Origin of the sequence: Vreelandella titanicae BH1, assembly GCF_000336575.1 — a bacterium.
Lineage (GTDB): Bacteria > Pseudomonadota > Gammaproteobacteria > Pseudomonadales > Halomonadaceae > Vreelandella > Vreelandella titanicae.
On sequence record NZ_AOPO01000032.1, the window covers coordinates 1 to 11,943 of the forward strand.

At 53.9% G+C, this 11,943-nt stretch carries 11 protein-coding genes; 3 read left to right on the forward strand and 8 right to left on the reverse strand.

The features are described from left to right. Positions 1-43: 43 nt before the first annotated feature. The 3 genes from HALTITAN_RS24195 to HALTITAN_RS24205 all read right to left on the reverse strand — a co-directional run bounded on the left by HALTITAN_RS24195 (position 44) and on the right by HALTITAN_RS24205 (position 3,336). Positions 44-769, reverse strand: coding sequence for a 3'-5' exonuclease (locus HALTITAN_RS24195; protein ID WP_039860929.1), 726 nt, complete (start codon positions 767-769; stop codon positions 44-46). Between the two features lies 1 nt (position 770). Next, positions 771-2,681 (reverse strand): DUF294 nucleotidyltransferase-like domain-containing protein, encoded by a 1,911-nt coding sequence (locus tag HALTITAN_RS24200; RefSeq protein ID WP_027958007.1) that lies wholly within the window; start codon positions 2,679-2,681, stop codon positions 771-773. A 262-nt stretch (positions 2,682-2,943) separates the two neighbouring features. Next, positions 2,944-3,336 (reverse strand): DUF4168 domain-containing protein, encoded by a 393-nt coding sequence (locus HALTITAN_RS24205; RefSeq protein WP_022522390.1) that lies wholly within the window; start codon positions 3,334-3,336, stop codon positions 2,944-2,946. Between the two features lie 144 nt (positions 3,337-3,480). Here HALTITAN_RS24205 and HALTITAN_RS24210 point away from each other — a divergent pair, with 144 nt between their 5' ends. Beyond that, the gene (locus HALTITAN_RS24210; RefSeq protein WP_009288685.1) at positions 3,481-4,419 is read left to right on the forward strand and encodes a DMT family transporter; all 939 of its coding nucleotides are present in this window, start codon (positions 3,481-3,483) and stop codon (positions 4,417-4,419) included. A gap of 393 nt (positions 4,420-4,812) precedes the next feature. On the opposite strand, the gene mtgA is transcribed toward HALTITAN_RS24210, so the two are convergent. The 4 genes from mtgA to HALTITAN_RS24230 all read right to left on the reverse strand — a co-directional run bounded on the left by mtgA (position 4,813) and on the right by HALTITAN_RS24230 (position 8,629). Further along, positions 4,813-5,529 carry a monofunctional biosynthetic peptidoglycan transglycosylase gene (mtgA, locus tag HALTITAN_RS24215; RefSeq protein WP_009288686.1) on the reverse strand — a complete coding sequence of 239 codons (717 nt, stop codon included), beginning with the start codon at positions 5,527-5,529 and terminating at the stop codon, positions 4,813-4,815. A 10-nt stretch (positions 5,530-5,539) separates the two neighbouring features. Then, positions 5,540-6,394: an S-formylglutathione hydrolase gene (gene fghA / locus HALTITAN_RS24220; RefSeq protein ID WP_009288687.1), complete on the reverse strand. Its 855-nt coding sequence runs from the start codon at positions 6,392-6,394 to the stop codon at positions 5,540-5,542. A gap of 96 nt (positions 6,395-6,490) precedes the next feature. Next, complete coding sequence (locus tag HALTITAN_RS24225; RefSeq protein ID WP_027958011.1) at positions 6,491-7,600, reverse strand: S-(hydroxymethyl)glutathione dehydrogenase/class III alcohol dehydrogenase; 1,110 nt, start codon at positions 7,598-7,600, stop codon at positions 6,491-6,493. A 45-nt stretch (positions 7,601-7,645) separates the two neighbouring features. Next, complete coding sequence (locus tag HALTITAN_RS24230; RefSeq protein ID WP_039860931.1) at positions 7,646-8,629, reverse strand: MBL fold metallo-hydrolase; 984 nt, start codon at positions 8,627-8,629, stop codon at positions 7,646-7,648. 130 nt (positions 8,630-8,759) lie between these two features. On the opposite strand from HALTITAN_RS24230, the gene HALTITAN_RS24235 reads away from it, so the two are divergent. Beyond that, the gene (locus tag HALTITAN_RS24235) at positions 8,760-9,656 is read left to right on the forward strand and encodes a LysR family transcriptional regulator (protein ID WP_009288688.1); all 897 of its coding nucleotides are present in this window, start codon (positions 8,760-8,762) and stop codon (positions 9,654-9,656) included. Here HALTITAN_RS24235 and HALTITAN_RS24240 read toward each other — a convergent pair. Beyond that, positions 9,653-11,020 (reverse strand): L-serine ammonia-lyase, encoded by a 1,368-nt coding sequence (locus HALTITAN_RS24240; RefSeq protein ID WP_009288689.1) that lies wholly within the window; start codon positions 11,018-11,020, stop codon positions 9,653-9,655. The two genes, HALTITAN_RS24235 and HALTITAN_RS24240, sit on opposite strands and share 4 nt — an antisense overlap. A 209-nt stretch (positions 11,021-11,229) precedes the next feature. On the opposite strand from HALTITAN_RS24240, the gene HALTITAN_RS24245 reads away from it, so the two are divergent. Further along, on the forward strand, positions 11,230-11,877 hold the full coding sequence (locus HALTITAN_RS24245) for a hypothetical protein (RefSeq protein ID WP_009288690.1): 648 nt from the start codon (positions 11,230-11,232) through the stop codon (positions 11,875-11,877). Positions 11,878-11,943: the final 66 nt, after the last annotated feature.

The window sequence follows — 11,943 nt, forward strand, 5'->3', positions numbered from 1 at the left end:
CCAATGGGTTGCCCGTTTTTGTTGGTATGTCGACAGCTAAGCATCAACACCAAATATCTTTCAATGGCGTTTCAGGTCGATAATGGGTGGCTATTTGCGCCTGCAACAGCTCTGCGGTGGCCAATGCATCCACCAGGGCATGATGCCCTTGATAAGGGGGCAAACCATAGCGCTCACGACTCGCATGCATACGGATGGAAACCGGTGGGCGGCCCAGCCAGCGGCGGAACCGCGCCCATAGGGTTTGGCGGTGCATCCGCGCTTCCAGCGACATGGTATCAATCATCGGAAACAGCACCCCTTCCCCACGTCGGGCTTTGACAGCTGCATTCAAAAAGGGCCGTTCAATATTGCGAAAATGAACGACCACTAGGCGACCTGCTAGCTGAGCCAGCAGTTCGTCCAGTATCTCGTCTAAGTCCGGTGCCTGGGCGATCTCTGAATGGGTAATGTGGTGGTAGGTAATTGAGGCTTCTGCTAGCGGTCGCGAAGGGTTCACCACCCAGTAGCGCCGCTCAGCCAATTTGATACGATTTAACGTGAAGGGCACGAGGCCAATACTGACAATCGCATGTCGCCTCTCATCCAGCCCAGTGGTTTCCATATCCAGCGCCACCATGGGCACCTCAGAAATGGGCGTTTCAGGATCAGGCAACGGCGTACCAAAGAATTGCTGAAGGGCAGGATTTTTCGCTTGTTGCGCTCGTTGGGCCATATAGCCCTTCCAATCGGCCTGGACGATTTTTTGACGTGGGCGTATACCGCGCATCTTAGCGCCCCTGCCGTTGTGCAGGCATGGGATAGCGGAACTTCAGAAATTTTTGTGCGTTGCTCAGCACCTGGAAGGCGTCTTTCAGCGTGTGCCGCTCGCTATCCGCCACGTTTTCAGGCTCGATATTGTTATCCGGCAGGCGATCCTCTTGTAGGTCAATCATTTGATGGCGAATCCGCGACATGCATAAAAACTCAAACGCATAGCTTAGCTTGTCGCTCATGCCGGTCGCCAATAGCTGGGTCTTACTGATGTCATTCAAGCGCTGAAAGGAGTTCTGCGCTTTGGAACCGCAGGCCAAAGCGTGAATACGCACCAAATCCACCATCGGCGCAGTTCCCCGGCGCTTCAAGTTGATCGAGTTGTTGTGCTTGCCATCTTGCTCCATCACAAAGGTACGGAAAAACCCCAGCGGTGGCGTACGGTTTAAGGCATTGCGCGCCATGGCGGCTAAAAACAGCGGTGATTTTGGCGCTGTCTCGGCAATCAAATCTTGCAGCGTTTCCACATAAAGGTCTTCGCCATAGCAACTATCCAGGTCAAAGAAAATCGAGCTGTGCAGCAGCCGTTCAGGCGTGGGATTGGCCATCCAATCCTGAAAATACCCCTTCCAAACGCTGAGCGGCTGACGCCACTGAACGTTGGTCGCCATAACGTCACCTTTGCAGTAGGTGTAACCGCAGGCATCTAAGCCATCGCTGACAATTTTTGCCAGGGCGTAAAAGTAGTCGTCATGCTCTTCGGGATTAAACTCGTCGGAGAGGATCAGCGCATTATCCTGGTCAGTGACGATGCTCTGCTCATTGCGGGCCATTGAGCCATTCACCATAAAACAATAAGGCACCGGCGGGGGGCCAAGTTCTGCTTCAGCCATTTCCAGCAACCGTCGAGTAAAGCTGCGTCCGATCGTGGAAAGGGCGCTACCCACCATCTGCGAGTTAGCGCCCTCTTGCACCATACGCACAAACGCCGCGCTCACATCCGGCGCCAAGCGTGCCAGCCCCTGGGCGCTGGACTGATTAAAAATATTGCTGACCAGATAGAGACCACTGTGGGTCTCGTAGCGAATAATGTCGGAGAGATGCACTACGCCCACAGGGCGCTGACGATAGAGCACAGGCAGGTGATGCACGTTACTGCGCAACATCGTCAGCATCGCTTCATAAACAGAGGCGTCAGACTGGATAGTAATTAGCCGCGAGGAAATCACTTCACCGACGGAGGTTTGTGGCGATAGCCCCTCGGCCACAATGCGGGTACGAAAATCACTATCGGTTAAAATACCGCACATCTGCCAAGTTTGGCCTTCGCTATCTTTAAAACTGTAGCGAGGGTTATCGCTCCCCTCTTTTATTACCAGCAGGGCGGAGGCTTGAGCCTCGCTCATTTGCTGCGCGGCGTGCTGAACGCTGGTAGACGTTTCCACCATTACTGGATAGCGGGTTAGCAGCTTGCGTATCCGCGTCACCATCATGTCGTTGGACTTCTTTTGCTGCTCGGCAGCGCTCTCAAGCCGCGGTCGCTCCAACTCGACAAAATCCGCAAAATGGTCATCCTCCTCGCACAATCGCAGGAAGACCGCCTTGGGAATAAAATAGATCAGGGTATCTTCGATCGCCTGGGCTGGGAAACGCACCTTATGGTTACGCAAGAGGCTGAAGTGACCGAAAATATCGCCTTCGCCCAGGCGGTTATACAGCTCGCCCTGACTACGATAAACCTCCACAGCGCCACTGCGGATATAGCAAAGATCATTGAGCATCTCGTTAAGCGTTAATATGCTGCTACCTGTTTTGAAGTAGCTCACTTCCACCTGCTCAGCAATGGCATCAAGGAGATCATCCGACAGCCCATCAAAAGGGGGAAACCGTCCCATATGTTGGCGTATTTCTAACAGTTCGACATCCATACGGACTCCTTGGTGTTGCCGGTCAATAGGCTGGATAATCAACGCATAATCTAAAGTGTGGCGGGAAGGCTAAGTTAGGTAAACCCCACTAAGGATAATAAAACTAACCGTAGGCCAATCGGCTCACAAAAAAAGCCCGGTGCAGTTATGCACCGGGCTTTGGTGGCCGAAACCATACTAATATTAACGTTGCTAAATAAAGGTTGCTATATTAGCCAGACCAAATTAGCAAAAACACATCAGCCACTTTTAGCAGTATGACTTATGACTGGTTAGCCATTTCCTGCACACGCTGCATCATTTCCGGATCTTGCTGAATGGATTGACCAATAGCGTTGAAGGTATCAACATCTAGGCCGCTGTCTTCGACCACTTCGATCATGCGGTCGTTAGCTTCGGTGCGCACTTCCTGTTGCGCTGATTCATCTTCCGCTTCCTGCAGACGCTGGGTATATTCCTGAGAAATAACCGCAATTTCTTGAGAAGCATCGGCAAACTGCTGGAGCTGGTCGTCAGAAAAATCCTGGGCAGGAGCTTGCTGGGTTGCCATTGGATCTTGTGCAGCGCCTTGTTGCTCTTCCTGGGCGTGGGCGGTGGCCGTCATCAAACCGGTCGCGAGCAGAGCAGCGGAGAACAGAGCAGTCATACGTTGCATAGAAGAAACCTCAATATTGCGTTGTGTATGTGCCCTCTGTGACGCGCCATGCTCAAGCAGGTTCAATCTTTTATGTAAAAGTTAGTAACAAAAAGAATCAAATGTATCTAAAAGACGAATTAAACACGCCACCTCGGAAATAATATGTCTAGCATATTCAGCAAGTTACGTAAAAACGACTTACCTTCAGCAGGGCTTGCCGCCATGCCCGCACTTTTTGTTCTGCTTTGGAGCACTGGCTTTATTGGTGCAAAGTTCGGCCTGCCTTACGCAGAACCTTTTACGTTTCTGTTTATTCGCTTTGTACTCACGCTACTGCTACTGACTCCGCTGGTCGTCGTGATGCGGATACCTTGGCCCTCATCACCCAGGCTATGGATACATATCGCCATATCAGGCTTTCTAGTCCATGGTGCTTACTTAGGTGGCGTCTTCTATGGCATTTACCTGGGCATGCCCGCCGGTTTAGCGGCCTTACTGGTGGGGCTGCAGCCGCTTCTGACCGCCGCCTTCGCTGGCCCACTGCTGGGTGAGCAGCTCTCTTGGCGCCAATGGACAGGGCTAGCGCTGGGCCTGATAGGTATCAGTTTAGTCCTCGGCAGTAAGCTTGAGCTGGGTGAGTCGCTGTTTGACGGCTTCGGGATTAGTGCTCTGCTGTGTGTCACCGCCGCGTTAATGGGGATTTCGCTGGGTACGCTCTATCAGAAAAGATACTGCACCAGCATGCCGCTGCTTTCAGGGGCGGTGATTCAGTACTTAGCAGCGGGCGCTCTGCTGGGCGTTGGAGCCCTGCTTTTTGAGTCCCGCCAGGTGGAATGGAGCAGCACCTTTGTGCTGACCCTGGGCTGGTTGGTGTTGATTCTCTCAATTGCAGCTATTCTGTTACTCATGGCCTTGATTAAAAAGGGGGAAGCTTCGCGTGTAGCGAGTCTTTTTTATCTTGTGCCGCCAGTCACGGCGCTTCAGGCGTGGTGGCTCTTTGACGAACGCCTTCCCTTGTTAGGGCTTGTGGGTATGTTGGTGGCCATCACTGGGGTAGTGATGGTGATACGGAAACCCGGCCCTAAGGCGAGTAGACGATGACCCGATTTTTATAATGGTCGATAATTTTATTCCAGGGCTTGGCTAAACATGTCAGCACAACACCACTGTGCCAGGGTGAACGGACACTGTAACCGTTGCAATTCTCCGGTACCTTTTGCATTCACGATGGTGTTTCAACCGATCATCAATTGGGGGCGATAACGACAAGTGCTACCAAGCCATACTGCATAGCCTGGTGGCACTAGCAAAAACCTTGGGAACTCAGCTAATTGCTGAAGGTGTTGAAACCCGTGAGGAATCACGCGGCCTGCTGCCCTTGGGTCTTCCCATGTAGCAGGGCTATTACTTCTCCTATCCCAATCTGGAAGCACTCGCGGAAATTGACGACGCTAAATACGAATAGCGTGGCTAAAAATAGCTATATGAAAATAGCTATAGATGTTGCAAATAATCAGCCCCACCTAAGTTACGCATCTGCTGGCGAATCCACTGACTTCGCCGCTCAACCTGGGCATCGGGGCGTGCGGCGCTGCGCGTCAGGGGGCTGGGTAAGATAGCCGCGAGAAGACTTGCCTGGCGCTCAGTTAACGAAGCTGAAGAGACGCCAAAATAGTGCTGAGCAGCGGCTTCTAGGCCAAACACACCGCGATCCCACTCGGCGACATTGAGATAGACCTCTAAAATACGCTGCTTGCTCCAGAGTATCTCGATCAGTAGCGTAAACCACGCTTCTAGCCCCTTCCGCGTCCAGCTGCGACCTGTCCACAGAAAAACGTTTTTAGCCGTTTGTTGGCTCAAGGTACTGGCACCGCGCAGTCGTCCGCCGTCCCGGCTAGCCTGCAATGCGCGGCGCAGTTCGACCAGATCAAACCCGCCGTGGTGTGGAAAGCGCTGATCCTCCGCGGCAATCACTGCCAGCTTAGCGTTCACCGAGAGCGAGTCCCAACCTCGCCACTCGCGCTGTATACGAATCGGATCGCTGTGGATCCAGCTCTGAATTTTGCGCTCGACCATCACCATCGATCCCGGTGGTGGAACGACCCGAAACAACAAGACCAGCGCGACCGACAACAGTACAAACGCTAAAACGCCGCGCCATACAATCCGCCATAGCAGACGCATAAAACGGCGCAGCAAGCGATTGAGCATCCCGTTATCCTTAACGCTTCATGAGGTGATCTGCATGATAGCGCAGATGATCCTCAATGAACGAGGCAATGAAGAAGTAACTGTGATCGTAGCCCGGCTGGCGGCGCAGCGTTAACGGATGATCATGCTCTTCGCAAACGGCTTCTAAACGCTCTGGCTGAAGCTGCTCTTCCAGGAATTGATCCGCTTCGCCCTGGTCGATAAACAGCCGCTGGCGTGATGCGCCGTTGGCCACCAGCTCACAGGCATCGTACTGACGCCAGCGGGACTGATCGTCCCCCAAGTAGGCGTTAAACGCCTGCTGCCCCCAAGGGCAGTTCATCGGGTTCACCACCGGTGAGAAGGCCGACACAGAGCGGAAACGACCTGGATGACGCAGCGCCAGGATCAATGCTCCGTGCCCACCCATCGAGTGTCCGCTAATCGATTCGCGCCCATTGACCGGGAAGTGCTGACGCACTACAGAAGGCAACTCCTCAATCACATAGTCGTACATGCGATAGTGGGGCTTCCAGGGTGACTCGGTGGCATTGACGTAAAACCCAGCCCCAGAGCCTAAATCATAGCTTTCATGCTCGCCGGGCAAGTCGGTGCCCCGTGGGCTGGTATCAGGGCAAACAATCGCCACGCCCAGCTCAGCGGCAATACGGTGAGCGCCCGCTTTCTGCATGAAATTTTCGTCATTACAGGTCAGCCCCGAGAGCCACCACAGCAGCGGTACGCGCTCGTTTTCCGCCTGGGGTGGCAAGTAAACGGCGAAGATCATGTCGCAGTCCAGCGCACGGGAATAGTGGCGGTAGCGCTTATGCCAGCCCCCGAAACTACGGTTGGCAGACACCAGTTCTAGAGTTTCACTCATGCTCATGGGCAGGTTCCTTTAAATACAGCAAACGCGGCAGGTCTACCCTACCGCGTTTTAGCGTTTCAAACGTGCTTTCTATACTACTTAATAATGCTAGGCCTAGTAATGCAGCACGGTACGAATGCTCTTACCCGCATGCAGTAATTCAAACGCTTCGTTGATCTTTTCGAATGGCATATCGTGGGTAATGAAATCGTCGATATTGATTTCGCCGTTCATATAACGATCAACGTAGCCCGGCAGCTCGCTGCGTCCTTTTACGCCACCAAAGGCGGAGCCTTTCCAGACCCGCCCGGTGACCAACTGGAATGGCCGTGTGGAGATCTCTTCACCGGCTCCAGCGACACCAATGATGATCGATTCACCCCAGCCTTTGTGGCAGCACTCCAGCGCTGAGCGCATCACATTGACGTTGCCGATACACTCAAAGGAGTAGTCAACGCCGCCATCGGTCAAATCGACAATGACCTGCTGGATTGGATCTGAATACTCTTTGGGGTTCACAAAATCAGTGGCGCCAAACTGCTTGGCCAGCTCAAATTTATCAGCGTTGACGTCGATAGCAATAATACGCCCTGCCTTAGCCATTACCGCGCCTTGAATGACGGCCAAACCGATAGCTCCGAGACCAAACACCGCCACAGTGGCGCCCGGCTCTACTTTTGCGGTATTCAGCACTGCACCGATGCCGGTGGTCACGCCGCAGCCCAGTAGGCAGATTTTATCCATGGGTGCTTCTTTAGAAACCACCGCCAGGGAGACTTCAGGCAACACGGTGTACTCGCTGAACGTGGAGGTGCCCATATAGTGATGAAGCATTTTGCCCTCGAGTGAAAAACGCGAGGTACCGTCAGGCATGACCCCTTTACCTTGGGTAGCACGCACGCTGCCACACAGGTTGGTTTTGCCCGACAAACAGAATTTACACTTTCCACACTCAGCGGTGTAAAGCGGAATAACATGGTCGCCTGGCTTAAGGCTGGTAACGCCCTCGCCGACTTCCTGCACAACGCCGGCACCTTCATGGCCCAGCACCGCAGGGAAGTTACCTTCGGGATCAGCACCGGAGAGCGTGTAAGCATCGGTATGGCAAACGCTTGTCGCGGCCATTTTAACCAGCACTTCCCCCGCCTTCGGGCCTTCGACATCAATCTCGACCAGTTCAAGCGGCTTACCCGCTTCCAGTGCAACAGCTGCGCGTGATTTCATATTGACTCCTAAATGTTCATTACTTCAACAACAGACACTAAGCCGTTACTCGTCAACTGCCACTGGGCCAAACTCAATCGGCAGCCAGCGATAGCCCTCTTCATCTTCTACGATATGACCAATGCCAGGGAAAGGCATATGGGCACCAGCTATCCAGTGTTTATCTTCAACCGCGCTTTCGAGCACGCTTTCCCGGGTGCGAATGGCCTGCTCGGGGTCAGAATCAAACTCAATGGCCACAGTAGGGTCAGCAAATTGAACGCCGTAGCTGTGTACTACGTCCCCCCATACCAGCATGGCGTCATCATCGCTATTGAGCATAAAGCTTGAGTGTCCGGCGGTGTGGCCATGTGTATCTTGGGCAACAATGCCCATCAGAACTTCATCACCAGCCGTGAAGGGGTTGAAACGATCAGCTTCCTGATAAGGCGCTGCCGCGTCTTGAGCCATGGTAAAGAAGGGTTGATTGGCTTCAGGCGCCGCAGCCGCACGCTCCTCATCCAGCCAAAAATCGGCATCCGCTTGGCTGGCACGCAGTTCAGCATTGGGATAAACCGCTTCGCCCTCCTCATTGGCCAAACCACACACGTGGTCAGGATGCAGATGAGTCATCAACACCGTGTCGACATCCTCCGGCGAGTAGCCAGAAGCGCGTAGGTTACTCTCCACCTGACCTAATGAGGGGCCAAAGCAAGCAGCCGAGCCGGCATCGACCAGCACAAGGTTCTCGCCAGTGTGAATAAGAAAGGCATTGACCGCAGTTTGCATGCCACTCTCTGCATCGATAAATAGCGCATCCAAGTGGCGGAGAATCTCTTCTTGCTCCATGCCTTTTAGCAAGGAGGTATCAATAGCCGTATGACCATCGTATAGCGCGGTTACCTCATACTCCCCAACCATCATGCGAAACCAACCTGGCGCCTGCTCCTGCTGCTGGGCGGGCAGCTCTGCCTGGGCACTGACTGCCCAGCCAGCGCTCACGGCCACTGCTAGCGCACCGCGAGACCACTGAGATAAAGATATAGACATAAGCAAAAGACTCCAGTCATAGGCTAGCGATGCTAGCAGTGTAGGCCAGCTAGGCGCTCTTGATAAACCGGGATACACTCATAAAATTATTGCCACACAGCAACAATCGCTATCAACCCAGGGAGTTAGCATGCAGCACTGGAGCCGTATCGAAGCCTTTGTTGAGGTGGTGCGTTTAGGCACGTTCTCTGCTGCGGCCCGCCACCTGAAGGTATCGACCTCGCATATCAGCCGTTTGGTCAGCCAGCTCGAAAACCAGCTGGGCGTGCAGTTGCTCTATCGTACCACCCGCCAGATCCGCTTAACCGATGCGGGCACTATCTACGTGGAACACTGCCGCCATCTATTTGATGGGCTACGCGATGCCGAGCAGGCGCTTAGCGAACTCCAGGCCAAGCCTAGCGGGCTACTTAAACTGACCTCGGCCACGACCTTTGGCGAGCGCTTTATCGCCCCACTGGTGAATGACTTTCAGTGTTTGCATCCGCAGTTGGACGTTCATATGCACTTCACTAACCGACCAGTAGAACTCATTGAAGAGGGCTACGATATTGCCATTCGGATGGGCGTATTAAAGGATTCAAGCCTGATCGCCAGACGCCTATGTGACCGCCGCGAGTATATCGTCGGCTCACAGAGCTACTTCCGCCAGGCGCCGCGCCCCCACACCTTGGCGGAACTTAGCCAGCACCGCTGCCTGATTGGCTCACGGCCCAACTGGCTGTTTGAAGTCAACGGCCAACGCCGTGAAGTGCGTGTCGAGGGGTGCTGGTCGGGAAATTCCGGGCCAGCGCTGCTAGACGCGGCGCGCAAGGGGCTGGGGCTTGCGCAACTACCGGACTACTACGTTGCCCCCTACTTGGCCAGCGGCGAGCTAGTGGCCGTGCTTGAGCCCTTTCAGCATCACGATACCGCCGTTTGGGCGGTTTACCCCCGCCACCGCCACCTGTCACCCAAAATCCGCCAACTGGTCGACTACCTGGTCGCTAATATAGACACCCTGCTACCCAGCAATCCGCTTGCCTAGCACTCGATAGCATTGACCGCGAGCCCGCCCTTGGAGGTCTCTTTGTATTTGTCCTGCATGTCACGGCCAGTATCGCGCATGGTACGGATCACTTTATCCAGCGATATAAAGTGCTCTCCATCGCCATGCAGCGCCATTCGTGCAGCGTTTATAGCTTTGACGGAGGCGATCGCATTGCGCTCGATGCAGGGCACTTGGACAAGCCCGCCGACCGGGTCGCAGGTCAAACCAAGGTTATGTTCCAAGCCGATCTCAGCGGCATTTTCCACCTGCCCAGGTGAGCCGCCTAGCACTTCGGCAAGCCCTGCGGCCGCCATAGCACAAGCGGAGCCAACTTCGCCCTGACAGCCCACTTCGGCACCGGAAATGGAGGCGTTCTTTTTGCATAAAATGCCTACGGCCCCGGCGGTAAGCAGAAAATCCACCACATCAGCTTCGCTAGCGTCGGGTTCAAACTTCAAGTAGTACGCTAATACGGCGGGCACGATGCCCGCTGCGCCGTTGGTCGGCGCAGTGACCATCCGCCGCCCGGCGGCGTTCTCTTCATTTACTGCCAACGCAAACACGTTAACCCAATCCATTACGGTAAAACTCGACACGATCAGGCGCTGATTTTCCGGTGGATGAAGCAACTGCTGGTGGAGCAGTTGCGCACGGCGGCGCACATTTAATCCACCGGGCAAATGGCCTGTAGCGCGTAGGCCATTCTCAATGCTATCGCTCATGGCGTGCCAGATGGTCAGCAGCTCTTCACGAATGGCCGATTCGCTACGCCAGGCTTTCTCGTTTTCTAACATAAGCTGGCTAATACGCAGTTGATGCTGCCGGCATAGTACGAGTAGTTCGGCCGCCGTATTGAAGGGATAAGTCAGTTCAGTAGCATCTTCACCGACCTCGCCTTGATCTGCCTTCGCTTGATCGACATAAAAACCGCCGCCGAGGGAGTAAAACGTATTGGTCGCCACTAGCGCGTCATCACAATAGGCGCTCAGCACCATGGCATTGGGATGGAACGGCAAACAGGCCTCATCCCATTCGACATCGTTATGAGCGTCAAAAGCGATCTGTTGGCCATTGGCCAACAACAGCGGCTCGCCTTCGGCAAGTTGTTTTAACCGCGACGTAATCGTGTCTGGATCGATACTTTCTGGTGCTTCGCCCATCAGCCCCATGATGACGGCTTGATCGGTACCGTGGCCCACCCCGGTGGCGGCAAGTGACCCATGAAGCCTTACCACCAGCCGGGTAACGCGGGTATCGCCAAGCGCCAAGGCAAAATCTCGCGACGCGCGCATCGGGCCCACAGTATGGGAACTCGATGGCCCGATGCCAATTCGGAAAAGATCAAACACACTAATAGCCATGTCTATTACGCCTCACAACACTGTTATTACCTGCCTATGGGGCACTTTGCAGCGCCGATGACCAAACGTCGAGTGATTAACCGCAATATCGACGTGCCAACACATAACTGTGACGATATAATGAACATTCAACCCTGCATGTTTTTATATGCACATGTCATTGCAAAATTGTGTAGTAGCTACGCTGCTTACCCACAAAGGATGTTGGTATGTCTTCCCCCCCTGCCTGGCCTATCGGATTTCGAACCATCTTAGTACGTGCGGTGCTGTACGTGCTGTTTATCGGCGCGATTACCCAAGGTGCCTATTTAGAAGCGCTCTATTTACCCTCAGTTCGGTTTTCTGAGCTGGGCTTTACCGAGTTTACCCAGACCCTGGTGCTGGCCACCTGCTGTGCAATGCTGATTTACATTCGTCATGTACTTAAAGTGTGGCCCACCGTTACACTGCTGCTGCTGGCATTTGTGGCCGCCTCCTTAGTACGCGAACAGGATCACTTTTTAGATAACTATGTGGCTGAGAACACCTGGAAGGTACTCGTTGCACTGATTATTCTCCCATCGCTTTTTTGGGTGGTGAAGCAGCGCCAACGCTTTCTTGCGGAGTTCACTCATTACAGCAACACCTTCGCCTTTGGTTTGTTTACGGCAGGCGTGCTGACCACTTATATATTCTCGCGCCTGTATGGGCGGCAAGAGTTCTGGCAAGCCATTCTTGAAGACAGCTATTCAGGAACCTTTAAGAGTGTTGCTGAAGAAGTCGTCGAACTACTCGGTTATAGCCTAATTCTGATCGCCACCCTCGAATTGTTACTACTGGCTCGGCGCATTTATAAAGCCCGGCAGATACCCAGTTAAACGCAGCACGCATCGCCTTCAACAATAGCCCCCCCATAAAAAAAAGCCGCCGTCCTACGAGAACGG